The sequence below is a fragment of the Flavobacterium sp. GSP27 genome (genome assembly GCF_003970395.1).
Lineage (GTDB): Bacteria > Bacteroidota > Bacteroidia > Flavobacteriales > Flavobacteriaceae > Flavobacterium.
In genome coordinates this window covers 13807-34544 of sequence record NZ_RYDP01000013.1, presented here as the reverse complement: position 1 = coordinate 34544, position 20738 = coordinate 13807, and the positions used below count along the sequence as shown (strand labels likewise).

The following is a 20738-nucleotide window of genomic DNA, read 5'->3' as shown; positions in this document are numbered from 1 at the left end:
GTATGCTAAAAAACCGCTGCTTCCAAATGGAATAAGCGGTTTTCTAGTCTTTTACAATCCAAATAAAATAGGAAAGCTGCTATTTCTTGGTCAATTCGATATAATTTCGAAATTTTTATTGTCTATTTTCAGTATGCTTAACGCCTTAGAATAGCTTAATAAAAAAGAAATTGTTTCTTTACTGGGTTTCATTGTTTGAGAAACTAATGATTTTTTTGAGTAAGTTTTTGCCATAGAGTAATACAAATTTGTTTTCTATTACAACGCAGCAAGTTTCAGTATATTGTCAATTAGTCAAAACAATTTGGTGTTTATCAATCACTTTTCTCAAATTCATCAAAGCGTAACGCATTCTCCCTAAGGCGGTATTGATACTCACTCCTGTTGTCTCTGAAATTTCTTTAAAACTCATATCCTGGTACATTCGCATCACTAAAACTTCTTTTTGATCAGCAGGAAGTTCTTCTATTAGTTTTTTTAAATCCATTTCGACTTGTTCCGATATTATTTTGTTTTCTATGGTCAACGAATCATCGGACATAATTGAGAAAATGGAAAACTCTTCCGTTTCTCTGAACATGGGCATTTTTTTAGTTTTTCGGTAATGATCAACAACCAGATTATGGGAAATACGCATTACCCAAGGTAAAAATTTACCTTCTTCATTATACGAATTTGATTTTAAAGTTTTTATTACTTTGATAAAAGTATCCTGAAAAATGTCTTTGGTAATATCTCTATCCGGAATTTTAGAATATATAAAACCAAAAATTTTTGATTCATGCCTTTTTATCAATTTAGCTAAGGCATCCTCATTACCTGAGATGTATTCCTTTACCAATAATGCGTCAGGGAGTTGTATATTAACCATAATTATACTTTTTAGTTTTTAATTAAAATTGGAGAGTTTTCTCTAAAAAGTAGTTTTGTATATAGGCTAAAGAGTTTTTAGGTTTATTAAAGTTTTCAAATTTAACCAATTATTATTTTAAGATCCAAGTAAAATTAATATAAATTAACAGATGTTCATTGAAATTTGTTAAAATTTTTCTTGTTTTTTCACATTTACAACACAAATAGCATGCCGATGAATACATTCAAGTTGTTTGTAATTTCAAAATATTTAGCAGAATAATCAAATTCGCCAATTTTATTTCTAAAACTCCACTAATTATTCGTTTTTTCCAAAACTGAAATTCCATATAACAACCAGTAAAAATCTTATTTCCAATCACTTTTACAGAACGAACAATAGTTTCATTTGGTGATGGATACAATTCCCAATTAGATCCATTAAATTCTAATAATCCCTCATTGTTTGCAAAGAAAACATAATGATTTTGATCTTGAGAAATCATCCAGTTTTGATTTCCTGCACCATAAGTAGTAGAGAAATATTTTACAATTGGCGGTAGCTCTTGCGAAAAACACAAAAAGATATTAAAAAAAGAAAAATGTATAATTTTGTTTTCAAAAGTTCTTGTTATTAATTTTTCAAAAATAAAATTAAAAATAGTATTTATTTATTGGATTGAAAACATTAAAACGATACAAGAAGAAAAGCACTTTTCAACCGTGCTTTTTATGATTATTTGTGAGTTGTTCATTCCCTTTTCTCTGTTCAAAATTGATTACTTTTGTAAAAATTATCATTTTTATGCAAGTTGACCTTTCGAAACTAGATCCAAAGAAAAATATTATTATAAAAGGAGCGCAAGTACACAACCTAAAAAATGTAGACGTCGCCATTCCCCGCAATAAATTAGTGGTTATCACGGGACTTTCGGGTTCTGGAAAATCAAGCTTGGCTTTTGATACTTTATATGCCGAAGGGCAACGCCGTTATGTAGAAAGTTTATCTTCGTATGCGAGACAATTTCTTGGACGATTGGATAAACCAAAAGTGGAATACATCAAAGGAATTGCTCCGGCAATTGCTATTGAACAAAAGGTGAATACTACCAATGCCCGCTCTACTGTAGGAACCTCAACCGAAATATACGATTATGTAAAATTGCTTTTTGCCAGAATTGGACGCACGTATTCGCCTATTTCTGGTCGGGAAGTCAAAAAAAATAACGTTACCGATGTCGTTACCGATGTCAAAACATTTGCAATAAACAGCAAATGGTTGCTGCTTGCTCCGATTCATCTGGAAGAAGGACGAAAACTGGAAGACAAACTAAAGGTCCTATTACAGCAAGGTTTTGCCCGAATATTAGTGAATAACGAAATGGTTCGTCTGGACGACTTACCGGATTCACTAGATAAAAAAGAAATATTCTTAATCATTGACCGAATTGTAGTCAATCACGATACTTCCGGAGAAGAAGAATTCTACAATCGTCTTGCTGATGCGGTGCAAACTGCTTTCTTTGAAGGAAAAGGGATCTGCCATTTACAAGAATTAAACGCTGATAAAAAGTATTCCTACTCCAATAATTTTGAGTTGGATGGTATTACATTTCTAGAACCCAACGTTCATTTGTTCAGCTTCAATAATCCGTATGGAGCATGTCCCGTTTGTGAAGGATATGGAAATATTATAGGAATTGATTCCGAATTAGTCGTGCCAAATACCACTTTGTCTGTTTATGAAAACGCAATCTTCCCTTGGCGAGGAGAAAGTATGAGCTGGTTTCGCGACGAATTAGTAAATAATGCCTACAAATTTGATTTTCCAATACACAAACCGTATTATGAGTTGTCTGAGGATCAAAAAGAACTAATTTGGAATGGAAATAGCTACTTTCAAGGGCTGAATGATTTTTTTAAAGAACTGGAAGAAAAAAATTATAAAATTCAAAACAGAGTAATGCTTTCGCGCTATCGAGGCAAAACCAAATGCCATTCCTGCAAAGGAAAACGCTTGAGAGTAGAAGCTTCCTACGTGAAAATAAACGCAAAAACGGTTTCTGATTTAGTTGATTTACCGATTAAACATCTGGTAACCTTTTTCGAAAACATTGATTTAGATGTGTATGAAAAGCAAATTGCGAAGCGATTAATGGTTGAAATCAACAACCGTCTATCGTTTTTAACCGAAGTAGGATTAGACTACCTTACATTAAACAGAAATTCTGCAACACTTTCTGGAGGTGAATCACAACGCATCAACTTAGCCACTTCATTAGGGAGCAGCTTAGTGGGTTCAATGTATATCTTGGATGAACCCAGTATTGGTTTACATCCAAAAGATACAGAACGTTTGATAAAAGTATTGTTATCGTTACGCGATTTAGGCAATACGGTCATTGTGGTAGAACACGATGAGGATATCATGAAAGCCGCTGATATGATTATTGATATAGGTCCGGAAGCAGGAACTTTAGGCGGGCATTTAGTCGCGCAGGGAACCTATGACGAAATATTAAAATCGACTTCACTTACAGCAAAATATCTAAACGGTGATTTAGAAATTAGCGTCCCTAAAAAACGAAGACTTTTCAAGAATTTTATTGACATAAAAGGAGCACGAGAAAATAATTTACAAAATATTGATGTTACTTTTCCACTGGATGTATTAACGGTTATTACAGGAGTTTCTGGAAGTGGAAAAAGTACGCTTGTTAAGAAAATCCTTTTTCCGGCCATGCAAAAAAAGTTGGAAAACGCAGGTGAAAAAGCGGGACAATTTACTGAAATGACCGGTTCTTTTGCTCAAATTAAACACATAGAATACGTAGATCAAAACCCAATAGGAAGAAGTTCCCGTTCTAATCCGGTGACGTATATCAAGGCGTATGATGATATCCGAGAATTGTATGCTAAACAAAAACTATCAACGATTAGAGGCTATCAAGCCAAACATTTTTCTTTTAATGTTGATGGAGGGAGATGTGAAACATGTAAAGGAGAAGGTGCTATCAACGTAGAAATGGTTTTTATGGCTGATGTACAATTACCTTGTGAAACCTGCAACGGGAAACGATTCAAAAAAGAAGTACTGGAAGTAGCTTTTGAAAGCAAAAACATTCATGATATTCTTACAATGACCATAGACGATGCGATTGCGTTTTTCAATACTAATAAACAACCTAAAATAACTCAAAAATTACAGCCTTTGCAAGATGTGGGATTGGGATATGTTCAATTAGGCCAATCATCTTCTACTCTGTCCGGAGGCGAAGCCCAACGAATAAAACTGGCTTCATTCTTAGTGAAAGGAGCTACAAAAGACAAAGCCTTATTTGTTTTTGACGAACCTACAACGGGACTGCACTTTCATGACATCAAAAAATTATTAGCGTCTTTCGATGCATTGATTGATAAAGGACATTCAATTATTGTTATTGAACACAACCTTGATTTAATAAAATGTGCGGATTGGATTATTGATTTGGGGCCTGAGGGCGGAGAAAATGGCGGAAAATTATTGGCGGTAGGAACTCCGGAACAAGTTGTTAAAATAAAAGAATCTGTTACGGGAAAATATTTGAAAGATAAATTATAAATATTATCCCATATAACATTTCTCTTCAAAAGTATTTCCATCTTCATCAATAGCTACAAGTATTTTTTTAGCTTTTGAGGAAACCTGTGTAATATAAATCCAGGCGATGGACCACAGTCCTAATGTAATGCAACAGATACAAAAATTAAAAAGATGATCTACTTTTTGTCTTTTTTTCAATAAAATAGCGAAGGGCAACTTGTCGTTTCGTTCCAACACTATAAATCCATGGTTGGTTTTATTTTCCAGGATGGAGGAAAACTTTATAAAATTCTCCTCGGTTATACTTGTATTGCTTTTCATATTATTTCAGATAATTTATCTCTAATTTTTTTACTAGTAGTGACAAAATGACGTTTACAAAAATAATGGCAATTTTAGAACTTCACAATACCCACTTTTAGTGATATTTTGCATTTCTATTTTTTATTAAATATAAAAAAAATAATTATAAATACATGAAAATAAGTGACTTAATACGTAACAATCCGAAAATAAATAATATTTAGGTGAATTTTTTTATAACCAAATTCAGAGCTTCGTTTATCTCTATTGAAATAACAAACTTGTAATTAATATAAATATATAAAATGGCTACTAAAATAGATTTTAATCCTATGCTTATGATTGGATGAAAAGGAAATTCCCAGAAATAAAACATCAAGAACAATACAAAAGTTATCGCAAGAGAATATAATGTCTGTATTGTAAACGGATACAAGTGCATACGCTTGACTACAAAAAGCAGTTTAGCCAAACTATACAGTGTTATTGATAACAAAGTAGCTACTGCAGTTCCTGTTATAGCATATCTTGGTATAAAAAACATATTCAGTCCTATTGTTAGAAAAACAAGTAATAAACCTAAAAACAAGACCATACGGTAGTATTTTGAATTAAAAATAATAGCATTATTATTTCCTAAAATCAAATCAAAATATTTAGAAATCCCAATCAAAAATACCACTAGAATTCCTCCACTATACTCTTTTGGAACCATTACATACAACTGGTTGATATTGACAAAAATACACAGCATTACAAAACCACCTACAACTTGCAAATTAATTGAAGTCTTTTTGTACAAATCATTTAATTCATCCTGCTTATTCTCATGCATTAACTTAGCCGTTATGGGATATGTAATTTGATGCATCGCCCTACTGGGAACTGCTATGACAGATGCAATATAAGTAGCAACGGAATAATAGGCTATATTCTCAATTTTAATGTATTGATTCAGCATAATTTTATCAATATCCAATAACATAACCGCAACACTACCTGATAAAATAATGAAAAAAGTATATACTAAAACATCTTTCACATTTTGAGGAATGGAAAACTGAAATACAGGTTTTTTTATTCGGAAAGCATAAAACATCGTTATAGCAAAAGCCAGAAAATAAATAATAGCAGTAACATAAATAAATTGTACCACTGTAATCCATTTATAATAGACTCCAATCAAAGCAAATAAAGAAAATAATCTTAGCCCTACCTCTTTCACAAAATTTCCAAAAACCGAATGCATGTGCACTCTGGCCCAAGCATAAAAAATCTCGAAATAAGCCATACTAAGTCCTATAAATGGAATAAGCCATAAATAATCTTTAACTACAGGATTTTCTTTGCTCAAGTATAATGAAATAGGTTCAAAAAAGAATAATCCAATCAATACTAAAGGGATACACAACAAGAAAGGAATTAGTACAGTAAACGAGAGAAACTTGGAGCGTTCTTCTTCTGTTTTATACTGAGTATAAAACTTCACCAACGTATTTTGCATACCAAAAGCCAATAAAGGCATAATGATATTTGCCCAAGAAAGAATGTAGTTTGTTAAGGCATAAAATACTGTTCCTAAAAAAAACGGATACAAATAAAGTGTATTTATTGCCCCAATACCAAAACCAAAATAGGTAATTATTGTATTCTTTAAAGATTGATTTAATACTATTCCCATTTCTTTATCATTGCGAGACACAAAGCAATCTCACTTTTAATTTATATTTTATTAAGCAGTTCAACCAATTCTTTTGTAAGATTTTTTCTGGAATAACGCTGTAATCCAACTCCATTTACTTGCAATTTACCTTCCAAAAACTGATTGTAAAAGTCCAAAATTACACTTTTAAGTTTCATTTTCTCCGAATAATCAAAAAATATGCCTGTGTTGGTAGTGGTAATAATTTCGGCAAAATCAGAACCTTTGGGACCAATTGCAATAATTGGACGGCTGGAAACCATATATTCAAATAATTTTCCAGGGATAATGCTTTTAGTCTCTTCAGAATTAATTTCGACAAGCAACAAAACCTGGGATTTTCTTTGATGTGCAATCGCTTCTGCATGCGAAACATATCCCAAATTATTCAAATAGGAATTTAACCCGAATTGCGTCATAGTTTCCAAAACTTCTTGACTGACTGCTCCGATTAGCTTTATTTCTACATGCGATTTGAACTCCGGAATCTCATTAATTAATTCAACCAAACTCTCCCATAAAATCAGAGGATTTCTCTCGGAAAGAAAAGAACCAATGTGCGCCAAAGAAAATTTAGAATCTAACACTTGTTTTTCGACTTGCTCCATATCATACCCATTGGTAATTACCGCAATGGGCTTATTTGTAATCGCTACAAATTCAGTTTTAGTAGTTTTACTCGTGACTATAATGGTATCGGCTGTATTCAAAACCTGGTGTTCTAGTGCTTTGTGTTTTTTAGCAGCAAAACTCGACAATCGCAAGGATTTGTGATAACCAATAGTGGTCCATGGATCCCTGAAATCAGCAAACCATTTTAAATCTAATTTCTGTTTTAATTCCATTCCAATAAGATGCAGACTGTGCGGTGGTCCGGAAGTAACTATGGTATCAATATTGTTTTCTACAATATATTTCTCCAGATAAGCAACTGATGGTTTTACCCAAAAAACACGTGCATCTGGAATAAAAAGATTCCCGCGAATCCAAAGAAACGTTTTATCCAGAAAAGATTGTTTTTTTTGATTTGGAATAATCCCGGAACTGATTTTTTGGGTTTTGTTTTTCGAAAGAAACGAAGCCAGTTGATACGGTTCGAAAATTTTCTGTTTCAAAATAATGGTCTTATCCGAAACTTCTTTAACCAAGTTTTTATCAACAATAGGATACGTTGGATTCTCCGGAATATACACAATCGGCTGAATGCCAAAATCTGGCAAATACTTAACAAACTTTAGCCAACGTTGTACCCCAGGTCCTCCAGCCGGTGGCCAATAATAGGTAATTATTAAAATTTTTTTTGGTTCCAAGTTTAGGATTTTGTTGTAATTGATTTTAAATCCGTAAAAAACAAAGTACTGTTTTGATACAATCCTTTTGAAATAATGTAAAAAGCCGGTAAAGCGGGGATTACTGAATAATATTTAAATTTGTCAGGTATAAATAAGTAAATACCAAACAATACTCCAAAAATAAAACCTAATAAAAAAAGTAACAACAATATTTGTTGAAACGATTTTAAACCGAATAATTCTATCATAATTTTAATAAATATTTTTGTTATTTAGTTTCTCCAACTCTTCAATATCTAGTTGATCTTTAAGTCTATTAGCTGCTTTTTTGGAAATAATCAAATTATCATAATCAATAAAAAACACTGGAATTCCATCTATATCTATGATATTTGCTTTTTCTAAAAGTACTACAAAAGGCTAATTTTCTAAACCTTTAACAGAAGTCATAATATCCAATCTAAAATTAATATTTAGAGTGAAATCTGTCCGACCCGGAATAAATTGCATTGTATTAATACTTTAAAAATCACCTAAACCAATTTGTTTGATCGCATTTCTTAAATTTCCACGATTAGCAATCGTATCTTCAATGAAAATATCAATATCTCCTGTGTTTCTTCCGTAGCCGTAAATATTTACTGCAAATCCACCGATAGTTAAATAGTTTACCTTGTTTTCTGACAAGTACTTCCAAACATCTATTATTTGTTTATGCATATTCATTTCAAATTATTTTGATTTTGAATATTTCTTTGCTGCCTTTAATAAGCAAGATATTTCGATTATTGCCATCAGTTTTTCAAAACGTTGCTGATAAGTCAATCCTCTTGTTTCCTCAACATATCTAACCTCCTTTACTGTTGGATGTTCGTGATTTAATTTGACTTTACCCATTGCATTAAAAATTTAGAATGTATTCGAAATTTATTAGATCAAATTTACAAATAAATATCAGACAGCTAACGCCTTTTTTTTCTTTCAAAATAAATCCCACCAATCAAAAGCAACAACATTCCTATGGAACTTACCAACGTAATCGTGCTTCCGGTTTTTATAACTTGAGGTTCAAACTTGAATTCTATTTTGTGTTGCCCCCCTGGAAGAACTAGTGCTCTCAATACATAATCAACAGGGAAATGAACTGTTTTTACGCCATCAACATAGGCATTCCATCCCTTTTCATAATATATTTCAGAAAAAACTGCTAAAGCATATTTAGTATTATTAGCAGTATATTTAAGATAATTGGGTTTGTAAACATCTAATTGAATGGTTCCACTGGTATCCCATCTCCTTTTCAATCCAACATTTCTAAACTTAGATCCATGCTCATGCCGGTTAAATATTGCGACATCTTTAGTATCTAGTTGTCCTAAAGATTTCATCTCATCATCAGGGGTATTAACTACTTTCACACTGCTTACAAACCAGGCATTCCCATTGGCATTTGGGTTCGAAGTTGGAAATTCTTTTCCTTCCTTATCCGTCTGAATTACATACTTGACATTTAGCATGTTTAGGATTTCCATATTATTATTGGCAATTTGATAATCAAATAATTGTTGCATTCTTCGCGGCTTCACGGCACTGTAGCCACCAATTGATTTATGAAAATAAGAAGCACGTGCGCTGGACAAGTTTCCACTTACTTCAAAAACTCTGTAATGAGTTGTATCCTTGAGAATTTCAACATCGGAAGCTGTTTCCTGAAATGGGACTTCCACTTCCCTGCCGCTGACAAAATCTTTTCCTGACACATAATTTTTATCAACAAAAAACAAATCAAAAACCATCAATAAGCCTACAAGTATAATAGCGGTTTTCTGAGCAAACCTATCTTTAATAAACAACCATAAAATACCCGCTGTAATTACTATCAAGAAACCAGATCGCAATAAGTCAGCACTATACAAACTCATTCGGTCCTGTTTTAAGGCATTAACAAAGTCAGGTCCGTAACTTTGTTGATAATACGCATCATTACCTCCAGAGAAACTAAACATACTTTTACTAAAAAACAAGATCAGTATTAATCCCAGCCCTAAAACACCGGTCTCCATTACGGCTTTCTTTTGTAGTTTTTTGTCCAATGTAAAGAAAGACTGTAAGCCCATAATAGCCAGAACAGGAAAACACAATTCAAGAATAACTTGTATAGAGGAAACTGCTCTAAATTTATTGTACATAGGAATATAGTCAATAAAAAAATCAGTCACTAAAGGAAGATTCTTCCCCCATGAAAGTATCAAAGCAACTACAGCTCCAGAAAGGAATACATATTTTATTTTGCGTGTATCAATAAACAAGGCCATAATAGCCAAAAAGAAAACCACTATACCAATGTATGCGGGAGCAGCAACTATGGGTTGATCTCCCCAATAGGTTGGCATTCCTGAAACAAAATCAGTTGCCTGATCTTCTGGTACGCCCTTGCCCACCATTAGTTCAAACATATTACTGTCTTTTCCTACTGCCTCATTATTTGAGCCTCCAAAAAGTCGGGGCGCTATCAGATTAAAACTTTCCATAATTCCATAACTGTATTCCGTTATGTACTCATACGTCAAGGCGCTATTACTATCCTTTTTTGAACCATCAGGATTAAAGGTTAATTCACTTTTCCCTCGAGTACTAAAATCTGCATATTCGGCAGTAGCTAATAAATTAGTCGCATTGGTGCCAATAGCAAATATTCCCGCAACCGCAAGTATTCCAAATGAATACAGTAGCGATTTATAGTCTTTTTCTTTTACTTGCTGGTACACAAAATATATAGAAAGAATCAATAAGAAAATCAATAAATAATAGGTCATCTGGAAGTGATTCGCATTGATTTCTAATGCTGTCGCAAAAAGCGTAATCAAACCTCCAAGAATATATTTTTTTTGAAACACCAAAATAAATCCAGCAATAACCAGTGGCATATACGCAATAGCGTGTGCTTTAGCATTATGACCAACTCCAAGAATAATTATCAAATAGGTAGATAAACCAAAGGCTAATGCACCAAAAAAGGCTTTTAAAGGATCCACTTTTAATACCAGCATCAAGCCATAAAATCCAAGAAAATATAAAAATAAATAATCCGCAGGACGCGGTAAAAATCGCAATGCATCGTCTATCGCACCAATATAATCGTGTGGATATTTTGCTCCTAGTTGATAGGTTGGCATACCTCCAAATGCGGAATTAGTCCAATACGGCTCCACATCATCGGTGGCTCTAAAGTCATTTTGCTCTTTGGCCATTCCTGTATATTGCACAATATCAGACTGGAAAATTTGCTTTCCTTGCAACACAGGATAAAAATATAGCAGAGAAATCACAACAAAACCAAGTATGGCTATGGCGTGTGGATAGAACTTATTTATTATTTTCAATGTAAAATGGTTTGGATTATAGTAAAAATGATGCTAATAATGACAAATTTAATCTATTTCTTCGTAATCTACATAATCGCCCACTTTTTTGGTTTCGCGTGGGTTTTTAGTATTTGCTGTTGTGTAAAGAACTTCTTCCTCCTTAGATTGCGTTTTTTGCCACGTATTCTCTTGTGCATACTGCTGTTGCTTCTGCATGTTTTCGCCTGCTTTCTGCACTACTTTTTTTACTAATAATGGCAGAAATAATTTAGCCAAAAATCTAAAAATATAATAGAAAGCAATCATATAAAAAAGTGCTTTTATAAAACCCGTAAATGAAGCTGTTTGCATATAAGTGTAATTTTTTCCAAAATTAATAAATCAACTGTTCAAAATTAAACTATCTCTCTTAAATAAATAATAAAATATAGTACATTTGAAAAGCGTTGTTACTTTTTAACTAAAAAAAATAAGATGTCCAAAATCAAAATCTTACTAATTGTAGCTCTCTCAATGATTCCAAGTATTCATTATGGGCAACATACGGATCAAATCAATTCGAACAGACCGGGTGAAACCATGTCGGCTTTTGCTGTTGGAAAGTCTGTTATCCAAATAGAAACTGGTGTTTACGGGATCAAACAAAACCATCGTTTATTGAACTATGATGCAAACGGTTTTGGGATTGATGCCACATTGCGATGGGGATTATTCATGGAAAAGCTGGAATTGATAGCCGATATACAATACCAAAACGAACTGTACACTTCTTTATTCAACAAAAGCAATCGTGCAGACTTTAAGCAAACGGTTCTGGGAGCTAAATATTTAGTGTATGATCCTTTCCGTAATTATGAAAAAAAAACAAACCTATACAGCTGGAAAGCCAATCGCAGTTTTGACTGGCACCAACTAATACCTGCTGTATCTGTGTTTGCAGGAGCTAATTTTACAATGGCAGACAATCCGTATTCTTTTTCCACTGAATCCGGTATATCTCCAAAAATTATGTTGATTACCCAAAATCATTTAGGTGATGGCAGGTGGGTTTTTGTAACGAATATCATTGCTGACTATATTACAACTGATTTCCCGAGTTATGGCTACGTGCTAACTTTGACTAGAGGGTTTAATGACAAATGGTCCGGATTTGTAGAAAATCAGGGGTTCAAAAGTGATTTTTACAGCGATGCAATAGTTCGTGGTGGCGCTGCTTATTTGTTAAATAAAGACATGCAAATTGATGCCTCAATAAGTACAAGTCTTAAAGATACTCCATCTGCACTGTATGGAGGTATTGGTTTTTCCTGGCGCTATGATGCCAATTACCAAGAAGTAAGAATAAATATTGACAATTAAGTATTCCGATAAAAAAGCCTTAAAAATAAGCGAAAAAATATAAAAATAAGTACAGTAAAATAAGCGGTATAAAAGAATCCCAAAACTTTCGTTTTGGGATTCTTTGTATTTGTCTTTTCTAGTCGCTGAAAAGAGTACTAAAAACTATTTTACTTCCATCAATTCTACATCAAAAATCAAAGTAGCATTTGGCGGAATTGCTCCTCCGGCACCACGAGATCCATACCCTAAATGAGATGGAATCACAAAACGTGCTTTGTCACCTACACGCAACAAGGCAATTCCTTCATCCCAACCCTCAATAACCTGACCTTGCCCCAATCTAAATTCGATTGGTTTTTTTCTTGGATAAGAGGAATCAAACACTTTTCCATTCTCTAATGAACCTTCATAGTGAACAGCAACGGTTTTTCCGCTTTCTGCTTTTTTACCTTCTCCTCTTTGGATGAATTGGTAACGCAGTCCACTTTCTGTTTTTTCAAAACCCGCAGCTAATTTTTCCATCGCAGCTTCAGCATCGGCTTTCAAAGTGGCATCACGTTTGTTCCGTGATCCCTTAAAGCTAATAAAAGCTTCAATTGCATTCCAATTTTTAGCTTCATCTCCTACTCTAACGATCTCTAAAGTCTCTAAAACATCGCCTTGAGCGATAGCATCAACGACATCCTGACCTTCAACTACATGACCAAAAACAGTATGCTTATTATCCAGCCATTCCGTAGGAATGTGTGTAATGTAAAATTGAGAACCATTCGTTCCTGGTCCTGAATTCGCCATCGCCAAAACACCCGGACGATCATGTTTTAGACTTGGATGAAACTCATCATCAAATTTGTACCCTGGATCTCCAGTTCCTGTTCCTTGTGGACAACCGCCTTGTACCATAAAATCAGGAATTACTCTGTGAAATTTTAATCCATTATAAAACTTAACTCCTTGTGGTTTAACTTTATTTTCTAAGTTACCTTCTGCTAATCCTACAAAGTTCCCAACTGTACCAGGAGTCAAATCGTGCGTTAGTTTTACTAAAACAGCCCCTTTTGTGGTGTTGAACTTAGCATATATTCCGTTTTCCATTGCTTTTTAATTTTTATTGAAATGCAAATTTACAAAATTAATTTATTTGAACCTATTCACTAAAACGTTACATTTGATAAATCATCTTGAAATTTCTTCCAATTTTCTGTCTTAAAAAGGATCCTATTTAAAGCTACTTGTAATTTAATCTTTGATGTAATTCTAACACAACCTGTATTCAAATGATTCTTTTTATACCGTCACCACTAAAAACCTATTTATCTATGAAATCTATTTATTACCTTTTATTCTTTTTTAGTTTCATTTGCAATGCACAAGAAAGACCAGTACCACTAGCGTATTTTTTGCCGCAAAACGAAACGTACAATGACAAAATTCCGACACCTAAAAGTGTTTTTAATTTTGAATTAGGAGAAATGCATACTGATCACAATCAAGTAGTTCACTTTATGGAAGCTATTGCAAAAGCTTCTGACAGAGTGCAAATAGAAACAACCGGTTACACTTATGAAAACCGTCCACTACAATTACTTACCATTTCAAGTCCTGAAAATTTAGCAAAAATTGATGAAATTCATAGAAAACACCTCGCTTTATCGGATTCAGATACTAATGCTTCGGATGTATCTAATTTGCCTATCGTACTCTATTTAGGCTATTCAATCCATGGAAATGAATCCAGCGGAACCGGTGCCGCAATTGCTCTGGCCTATTATCTTACAGCCTCAGAAAGTCCTGAACTAAAGAAAATGCTGGATAACACGATTATTCTATTAGATCCAAGTTTAAATCCAGATGGTTTGCATCGTTTTTCAACATGGGTGAACAGCCATAAAAGTAAAAACTTAGTAACAGATCCTAATGACCGAGAATTTAATGAAGCATGGCCAGGCGGAAGATTTAATCACTACTGGTTTGACATGAACAGAGACTGGCTTCCCGTTCAACTTCCAGAAAGTCAGGCGCGCATTAGGACTTTCAGGAAATGGATGCCAAATGTATTGTGTGATTTTCACGAAATGGGAACTAATTCGACTTACTTTTTTCAGCCGGGAGTTCAAAGTCGCACCAACCCACTCACTCCTGAATTAAACCAAAAACTAACCAAAAAAATTGCAGGCTACCATGCCAAAGCATTGGATAAAATTGGAAGTTTTTATTATGTCGAAGATGGTTTTGATGACTTTTATTACGGCAAAGGATCTACCTATCCTGACATCAATGGAGGTATCGGTATTTTATTTGAACAAGCGAGTTCAAGAGGACATGCCCAACAAAGCGTAAACGGAATAATCACTTTTCCATTTACCATCAAAAATCAATTTACAACCAGCTTGTCATCAGTACAGGCTGCGTATGAAATGCGAAAAGAGTTGCTGGAATACCAACGCGATTTTTTTACTAATTCCAGTGCCGAAAGTAAAAGAAACAAAACAAAAGGCTATGTATTTGGAGACGAAAAAGATGCTACTAAAGTTCAAGAACTCGCCAAAATACTTAGCCAGCATAAAATTGAAATGCTGCAATTGAAAGAAGACATCACCATCAACAAAAAGAAATTCAGTAAAGATTTGAGTATTATTATTCCCATGGAACAAAAAAACTCAAAGCTCATACACGCTATTTTTGATAGACAAACCAAGTTCAAAGACAGTATCTTTTATGACATTTCAGCATGGAATTTTGATCTGGCTTTCAATTTAAATTTTGAGGAACTGAATTCCCTTTCACAAGCCGGGGCACGTTACGAAAATGTATTGAAACCCGGAACGGTCAATCAAAAAAGTGATGTAGGATACCTAATCGAATGGACAGACTACAATTCTCCTAAACTTTTATACCAATTACAGGCCAAAGGACTGCGTATAAAAACCACTAAGAAACCATTTGTCCACAACGGAAAAACTTTTTCCTATGGGAGTTTGTTAGTACCTGTTCAGAATCAGACAATGAGTTCAGATGAAATGTATGCGTACCTGAACCAAATTATCCCGGAATACGCTATTGCTATTACCGCCGTAGAAACCGGGTTTACTGATGGTGCCAATTTAGGAAATCCCAATCTAGTCAATCTTACCATGCCTAAAGTAGCTATGGTCGTGGGACGTGGTGTTGATCCATCAGATGCGGGAGAATTATGGCATTTATTTGATCAAAAAGCACAAATTCCATTGACTAAAATAGATATGGAACAACTACAAAGAGTGACTCTAAGTGGTTATACGACTTTGATCATGGTCAATGGAAATTATGGTGGACTTTCACCAGCTACAGCAGCTAAAATAGAGCAATGGACTCAAAGTGGAGGAACTTTAATTGCGTATCAGGATGCTATTAAATGGCTGAATGATAGTAAATTAATTGAATTAACTTTGGAAACTACTAAAAATGAAGCTAAAGCAATTTCATTTGAACAAACTAGTGATTTCACGGGAGCACAAGAGATTGGCGGGGCAATATTTGAAACCAGATTAGATTTATCACATCCTATTAATTATGGAATGCCACGAAATACGATGCCTATTTTCAGAAACTCCTCTATTTTTATTGAACCCAATAAAAATAGTTTTGGTAATCCAATCCAATATACTAAAAATCCATTGTTGAGCGGTTACATTTCGAAACCAAAACTGGAGTTGTTAAAAGAAACCGTACCGTTTCAAGCCATTCGAAAAGGAGATGGAGCTATTTTAATTTTCACAGACAATACTAATTTCCGAGCCTTCTGGCTGGGAACAGAAAAATTATTTTGGAATGCTGTTTTCTTTGGCAAACTCATGTAAAAAACTATATTTTTTTTTAAAGTATTTCAGAGTATTATAAAAAAAGCGCAAAGTCAAAATACTTTGCGCTTTTTTTATACACTCAATTCATTGTACTTTTTGCACTTTGTCTTTGCGTTTATAAGTAACTGCATACACAGTTAATGCTAATAAGGACAAAATAATACAACCCAAAGTAACGGCCTGCCAGCCTCCATATTTCCATAACATCAAACCATAAGCTGAACCTGCCGCGGTTCCTAAAAAACTAAACGACATATACACGGTGTTCATACGGTTTCGTGCCTCTGGAAGTATTGAATATACACGGGTTTGATTTGAAATATGAACACTTTGTAAACCAATATCAATACAGACAATCCCTATAATTATTCCGATAATACTTTGTGCTGAAAAATAAAAAATAACAAAACTGACTAACATCAATAAACTGCCATATCCCACAACAACTCTAGAACTGCCTTTGTCTCCGATTTTACCTACCAAAGGTGCCGCTAATGCTCCGGAAGCGCCCACCACGCCAAAAAGACCTATTGTTGCGCTATTAAAATGAAAAGGATCATCAGAAAGCAATAACACCATTGTGGTCCAAAACGCTCCAAATTGAGCAAAACAAAATACATTCATCACGGTTGCTTCTCGCAATAACGGTTGGGTTTTTATCAAAGAAAAAAGCGATTGGATTAATTGCGCATAAGTTCCCCCGAATACTGGTTGATTGAATGGAAATTGCTTGTAGATTACAAAAAAAATAAAAAGACATATTCCGGCGGCTATCCAAAACATGGCTCGCCAGCCCCAAATATCTCCAATAAAGCCGCTAAGGGTTCTAGACAATAATATCCCCACAAGCAAACCACTCATAATGGTCCCTACCACTTTACCCCGTTCTTCCGGCTTACTTAAAGAGGCAGCCAAAGGTAAAATCAATTGTGGCACTATAGAAGTAATACCTATAAGTAATGAAGCAATTTCTAGCACCACAAAACTTTGGGCAGTAGCCGCAATAATCAAGGCTATTACTGAGGCAAAAGTGGTGATTAAAATCTGTTTTTTACGTTCAATCTTATCGCCAAGCGGAACCATAAAAAAAAGTCCAATAGCATAACCTGCTTGCGTCAGGTAGGTTATTGTACCGGAATCCGTAACGGGAATTTTAAATTCGGATGCTATTAAAATAATTAAGGGTTGGCAATAATAGAGGTTGGCAACAATAAGTCCAGTGCAGGCTGCCATAAACAAAACACTTGATTTGGATAAATTCATGTGACAAAAATACTATTCTAATTTTTCCTGAAAAAATTAATAAATATTTTTTTTCATACATTCCTGCACAATTTACGGCATCAATTGGAACGTACTAAGTACCAATTATTGAAAATAAGCAAGTACGTTTTCAATTGTATCAATTAATTGTGTTGGACCCAAATGAGCTGGGAAGTATTGTAGCCAAGGTCTTGTGCTGTTTTTAGATACGCTTGTTTTATATTTTGAGGCATTGTTTTATCTCGTGAAAGAAACCATAAATTCTTAAGACTTCTCCCAGCCATCAAAGCATATTTATAATCCGAATCAAGTGCTATAATGGTGTACCCTGAATAAAATGGACCAAAAAAAGAAACTTTTAATTTTCCGGTGTTTGAATCGCCCACAAACTTAACCTTGCCTGTAGCTGCAACGTATTTGTTCTTTATAAAATTAAAACCCCGATTCATCACTTTAAGACTTCCATCCTTATTGAGTGAATATTTAGCTGTGGTATTGTTTAAATTTTTTTCAAAAACAAAATCCAGCCGTGCAATTTCGTACCAGTTGCCTAGAAATTTGTCTTTATCAAAATTTTGTATTGCCTTTACCTTTTTAGGTGTAGAGTGGCACAGATTCATTACGAATAAAGTTACTGAGAGCAATGTTAGACTTCCTAAGGCCAGAATTTTCTTTTTCATGATCTATCTTTAGATATCAAAATTCAGAAATAAAAAACTGTAAATCAATACAATTTAGAATACTTTAGGATTTGTTTTGGGTATTGCGCTCGAATAATTTACACACTTATGAAACATAAAAAACGTATTTTATCTATTGACAAATAGTGTTAGATGCCCACCACCGCTATCATTGTTAAATTTGACTCTGGTTTAATTTCAGGAATTGCTGTAGTCTTTTTTTTATTCAACAGTTCTGTTCTGTCATTCCATAAACGTTCCAGAAGTTGATTCATTTGTACTCTACAGCTTCTTTTGAGTATAAAAAAACACTCTTTTATAGACCAAAGCTAAAAAAAAACGAAAAATAAAACCTAATTTAGTACCCTTTGTAAGCGGCAGAAATACTTTAGCGAATACCCTAAAAAACTTAAATTACGATGATCAAGTATCACTTTAGAAAAGCAGAATCCTCTGAGATATCTCCAATATGGGAGATATTACAACAAGCTATCATTCGAAGAAAAAAAGACGGCAGCAATCAATGGCAAGACGGTTACCCAAATCCAGAGGTTGTACAAAAAGATATAGAAAAAGGGGAAGGATTTGTTTTGGTTGAAGGAGAAACCATCATTGGCTATAGTGCGGTATTAATCAATGACGAGCCTGCTTATGAGAAAATTGAAGGAAACTGGTTAACCAATGATGATTTTGTTGTACTTCACCGCGTAGCTATTGCTGAAAAGTATTTAGGCAAAGGCTTGGCTAAAATGATTCTCAGACACATTGAGGATTTTGCGGTAAGCAACCTCATTTACAGCATAAAAGCAGACACCAATTTTGACAACATTGCCATGATAAAAATTTTTGAAAGTTCAGGTTATACCTATTGTGGTGAAGTTTATTTTAGAGGAAGCCCACGAAAAGCATACGAGAAAGTCTTGGCTAGACAGAACCAATTGGAATTATAAAAAACTTAGTATTAAAATTTAAAAACCGCAAATTCGCAGATAAAAACAGTTAGCAACGGTTTCTATAATTTGCGAATTTGCGGTGAGTTTTATTTAATACAATTTGTCTTAAACTGCAACTTCTTCTTCAAGTGCGGTTTCAAATTCCATGTGATCTTCTATCTCGACAGTTGCTTCCGGTTTAGAAGCTTTGATTGCATTGAACCTTTCTAATTGTTCCAATTCTCCTTCTTCTCCACTGAAATACGGAAAAACATCCATAATAGGAGATTCTGAAATAGCAGGAATCGTATAATCTCCCATCGTGCCTTTCATCACACTGATAGTATTATCATAAGCCTCTTTTACCTCATTGGCTTGCACTAATAAATACATATTGGTCTTGCGTTCTTTGCCACTTTCTTCGTCATAGGCGAGTAATGAAACTTTAGATCTAAACCAGCGATCTGCATTTTCAAAAGGATGAATCTCAGCATAATTAGCCACTTTTATATTCGTGATTTTGAATTCTTCACTGATATACGCTGACATTTCTTCATTAATTCGGCTTTCGGCTTCTGTGTAAGATAACGCATCTACCAAGTAGGGTTCGGTCGTAATTTTTTGCCCGCCGGTTTCATCTGTTTTTCTATATTTCACTTTGCATTCGTACCAAGTTGTGCTCATTTTATTTTATTTTTAGGATGTCAAAGATAGATTTTAAAGGAAACTAAATTTACTATTCCTAAAATAGATATTCACAATTTTAGATAGAAGTCACCGTTCCCGAAACCTTCCTTTTTGAGACTATCAAAAATAAAACAAACCGTTCCGCTTTATTTAAAATGTTAAAACAATGTTAAATAAAAACCAAACGGTTGTTTAATTTAAACGCTTGTTTAGTTTTGTTTTTTAAAAAATTAAATTCTCTTGAAACGTAATTTTAACGACAAACAAATTCAAATCCTGGAAGTTGCAGAAACTCTTTTTGCAGAAAAGGGATTTGACGGTACTTCGATTAGGAACATAGCAAAAATGGCAAAAATCAATATTGCTATGGTTTCGTATTATTTTGGGTCCAAAGAGCGACTACTGGAATCGCTTATAGTGTACAGAACTTCAGATCTTAAAAATCAATTAGAACATTTATTGCTGGAAGATCTGGAACCCCTTGACAAAATCAATAAGCTGATTGAACTGTACATCAACAGAATCAATAGTAATCGAGGGATTTATAGAATATTACACTTTGAATTCCCCTCCAAAAAAAGCAAACAAAATCTTTCGGTTTTTTCAGAATTAAAAAAAGGAAATCTAAAATCCCTTGAAATTATAATTAAAGAAGGCCAGAATAAAGGCATTTTCAGAAAAGATGTTATTATTCCGCTTATCACACCCACAATTCTGGGCACTTTTTTTCATTTTCACATGAACAAACCTTTCTTCGAAAATTTATTAAACTTGAAAACTGAAGATTTATACAATAATTACATCAAAACCAATTTGACAACGCACATTCAACAAACTGTAAAGGCACTTCTGATCTATGAAATGGGCACACCAGAAATGCTATGCAAACAATAATA

General features: G+C 33.9%; 19 protein-coding genes. 5 read left to right on the top strand and 14 right to left on the bottom strand.

Annotated elements, in window-relative coordinates; translation table 11 throughout:
• Positions 1–286: 286 nt before the first annotated feature.
• Together EKM05_RS11640 and EKM05_RS14865 are read right to left on the bottom strand one after the other, a co-directional pair.
• The gene (locus EKM05_RS11640; RefSeq protein ID WP_126463400.1) at positions 287–871 is read right to left on the bottom strand and encodes an RNA polymerase sigma factor; all 585 of its coding nucleotides are present in this window, start codon (positions 869–871) and stop codon (positions 287–289) included.
• Between the two features lie 226 nt (positions 872–1097).
• Entirely contained in the window at positions 1098–1433 is a 336-nt protein-coding gene (locus EKM05_RS14865) for a hypothetical protein (protein WP_317125149.1), read from the bottom strand.
• Between the two features lie 224 nt (positions 1434–1657).
• Here EKM05_RS14865 and uvrA point away from each other — a divergent pair, with 224 nt between their 5' ends.
• Positions 1658–4453, top strand: coding sequence for an excinuclease ABC subunit UvrA (uvrA, locus tag EKM05_RS11630; protein WP_126463402.1), 2796 nt, complete (start codon positions 1658–1660; stop codon positions 4451–4453).
• A gap of 3 nt (positions 4454–4456) precedes the next feature.
• Here the strand turns inward: uvrA and EKM05_RS11625 are convergent, their stop codons facing one another.
• The 8 genes from EKM05_RS11625 to EKM05_RS11595 all read right to left on the bottom strand — a co-directional run bounded on the left by EKM05_RS11625 (position 4457) and on the right by EKM05_RS11595 (position 11448).
• A complete protein-coding gene (locus EKM05_RS11625; protein ID WP_126555461.1) occupies positions 4457–4756 on the bottom strand; it encodes a hypothetical protein in 300 nt (99 codons plus the stop codon).
• A 202-nt stretch (positions 4757–4958) separates the two neighbouring features.
• The gene (locus EKM05_RS11620) at positions 4959–6419 is read right to left on the bottom strand and encodes a lipopolysaccharide biosynthesis protein (RefSeq protein WP_126555458.1); all 1461 of its coding nucleotides are present in this window, start codon (positions 6417–6419) and stop codon (positions 4959–4961) included.
• A gap of 41 nt (positions 6420–6460) precedes the next feature.
• Positions 6461–7750: a glycosyltransferase family 4 protein gene (locus EKM05_RS11615; RefSeq protein WP_126555455.1), complete on the bottom strand. Its 1290-nt coding sequence runs from the start codon at positions 7748–7750 to the stop codon at positions 6461–6463.
• 2 nt (positions 7751–7752) lie between these two features.
• On the bottom strand, positions 7753–7980 hold the full coding sequence (locus tag EKM05_RS11610) for a hypothetical protein (protein WP_126463410.1): 228 nt from the start codon (positions 7978–7980) through the stop codon (positions 7753–7755).
• Positions 7981–8254: 274 nt separating this feature from the next.
• Positions 8255–8458, bottom strand: a complete 204-nt coding sequence (locus EKM05_RS14680; protein ID WP_233579320.1) for a hypothetical protein — start codon at positions 8456–8458, stop codon at positions 8255–8257.
• Positions 8459–8464: 6 nt separating this feature from the next.
• On the bottom strand, positions 8465–8629 hold the full coding sequence (locus EKM05_RS14425) for a hypothetical protein (RefSeq protein WP_158615150.1): 165 nt from the start codon (positions 8627–8629) through the stop codon (positions 8465–8467).
• Between the two features lie 65 nt (positions 8630–8694).
• Positions 8695–11115, bottom strand: coding sequence for a YfhO family protein (locus EKM05_RS11600; RefSeq protein WP_126555452.1), 2421 nt, complete (start codon positions 11113–11115; stop codon positions 8695–8697).
• Between the two features lie 48 nt (positions 11116–11163).
• Complete coding sequence (locus tag EKM05_RS11595; RefSeq protein ID WP_126455421.1) at positions 11164–11448, bottom strand: DUF4834 family protein; 285 nt, start codon at positions 11446–11448, stop codon at positions 11164–11166.
• A gap of 123 nt (positions 11449–11571) precedes the next feature.
• On the opposite strand from EKM05_RS11595, the gene EKM05_RS11590 reads away from it, so the two are divergent.
• Positions 11572–12456 (top strand): transporter, encoded by an 885-nt coding sequence (locus tag EKM05_RS11590; protein WP_199742826.1) that lies wholly within the window; start codon positions 11572–11574, stop codon positions 12454–12456.
• Between the two features lie 144 nt (positions 12457–12600).
• Here EKM05_RS11590 and EKM05_RS11585 read toward each other — a convergent pair whose 3' ends face one another.
• A complete protein-coding gene (locus EKM05_RS11585; protein WP_126455419.1) occupies positions 12601–13533 on the bottom strand; it encodes a peptidylprolyl isomerase in 933 nt (310 codons plus the stop codon).
• Positions 13534–13757: 224 nt separating this feature from the next.
• Here EKM05_RS11585 and EKM05_RS11580 point away from each other — a divergent pair, with 224 nt between their 5' ends.
• Positions 13758–16277: a M14 family metallopeptidase gene (locus tag EKM05_RS11580; RefSeq protein ID WP_126555449.1), complete on the top strand. Its 2520-nt coding sequence runs from the start codon at positions 13758–13760 to the stop codon at positions 16275–16277.
• A gap of 87 nt (positions 16278–16364) precedes the next feature.
• On the opposite strand, the gene EKM05_RS11575 is transcribed toward EKM05_RS11580, so the two are convergent.
• On the bottom strand, positions 16365–17543 hold the full coding sequence (locus EKM05_RS11575; protein WP_126555446.1) for an MFS transporter: 1179 nt from the start codon (positions 17541–17543) through the stop codon (positions 16365–16367).
• Between the two features lie 143 nt (positions 17544–17686).
• Positions 17687–18223 (bottom strand): lipocalin family protein, encoded by a 537-nt coding sequence (locus EKM05_RS11570; RefSeq protein ID WP_126555443.1) that lies wholly within the window; start codon positions 18221–18223, stop codon positions 17687–17689.
• 419 nt (positions 18224–18642) lie between these two features.
• On the opposite strand from EKM05_RS11570, the gene EKM05_RS11565 reads away from it, so the two are divergent.
• Positions 18643–19173, top strand: coding sequence for a GNAT family N-acetyltransferase (locus EKM05_RS11565; protein WP_126555440.1), 531 nt, complete (start codon positions 18643–18645; stop codon positions 19171–19173).
• 108 nt (positions 19174–19281) lie between these two features.
• Here the strand turns inward: EKM05_RS11565 and EKM05_RS11560 are convergent, their stop codons facing one another.
• The gene (locus EKM05_RS11560; protein ID WP_126455916.1) at positions 19282–19839 is read right to left on the bottom strand and encodes a DUF4494 domain-containing protein; all 558 of its coding nucleotides are present in this window, start codon (positions 19837–19839) and stop codon (positions 19282–19284) included.
• 243 nt (positions 19840–20082) lie between these two features.
• On the opposite strand from EKM05_RS11560, the gene EKM05_RS11555 reads away from it, so the two are divergent.
• Complete coding sequence (locus EKM05_RS11555; protein WP_233590904.1) at positions 20083–20736, top strand: TetR/AcrR family transcriptional regulator; 654 nt, start codon at positions 20083–20085, stop codon at positions 20734–20736.
• Positions 20737–20738: the final 2 nt, after the last annotated feature.

Coding starts and splice junctions, on each gene's coding strand:
- EKM05_RS11640 (WP_126463400.1), bottom strand. CDS start 871: ATGGTTAATATACAACTCCCTGACGCATTATTGGTAAAGGAATACATC.
- uvrA (WP_126463402.1), top strand. CDS start 1,658: ATGCAAGTTGACCTTTCGAAACTAGATCCAAAGAAAAATATTATTATA.
- EKM05_RS11625 (WP_126555461.1), bottom strand. CDS start 4,756: ATGAAAAGCAATACAAGTATAACCGAGGAGAATTTTATAAAGTTTTCC.
- EKM05_RS11620 (WP_126555458.1), bottom strand. CDS start 6,419: ATGGGAATAGTATTAAATCAATCTTTAAAGAATACAATAATTACCTAT.
- EKM05_RS11610 (WP_126463410.1), bottom strand. CDS start 7,980: ATGATAGAATTATTCGGTTTAAAATCGTTTCAACAAATATTGTTGTTA.
- EKM05_RS14680 (WP_233579320.1), bottom strand. CDS start 8,458: ATGAATATGCATAAACAAATAATAGATGTTTGGAAGTACTTGTCAGAA.
- EKM05_RS14425 (WP_158615150.1), bottom strand. CDS start 8,629: ATGGGTAAAGTCAAATTAAATCACGAACATCCAACAGTAAAGGAGGTT.
- EKM05_RS11595 (WP_126455421.1), bottom strand. CDS start 11,448: ATGCAAACAGCTTCATTTACGGGTTTTATAAAAGCACTTTTTTATATG.
- EKM05_RS11590 (WP_199742826.1), top strand. CDS start 11,572: ATGTCCAAAATCAAAATCTTACTAATTGTAGCTCTCTCAATGATTCCA.
- EKM05_RS11585 (WP_126455419.1), bottom strand. CDS start 13,533: ATGGAAAACGGAATATATGCTAAGTTCAACACCACAAAAGGGGCTGTT.
- EKM05_RS11580 (WP_126555449.1), top strand. CDS start 13,758: ATGAAATCTATTTATTACCTTTTATTCTTTTTTAGTTTCATTTGCAAT.
- EKM05_RS11575 (WP_126555446.1), bottom strand. CDS start 17,543: ATGAATTTATCCAAATCAAGTGTTTTGTTTATGGCAGCCTGCACTGGA.
- EKM05_RS11570 (WP_126555443.1), bottom strand. CDS start 18,223: ATGAAAAAGAAAATTCTGGCCTTAGGAAGTCTAACATTGCTCTCAGTA.
- EKM05_RS11565 (WP_126555440.1), top strand. CDS start 18,643: ATGATCAAGTATCACTTTAGAAAAGCAGAATCCTCTGAGATATCTCCA.
- EKM05_RS11560 (WP_126455916.1), bottom strand. CDS start 19,839: ATGAGCACAACTTGGTACGAATGCAAAGTGAAATATAGAAAAACAGAT.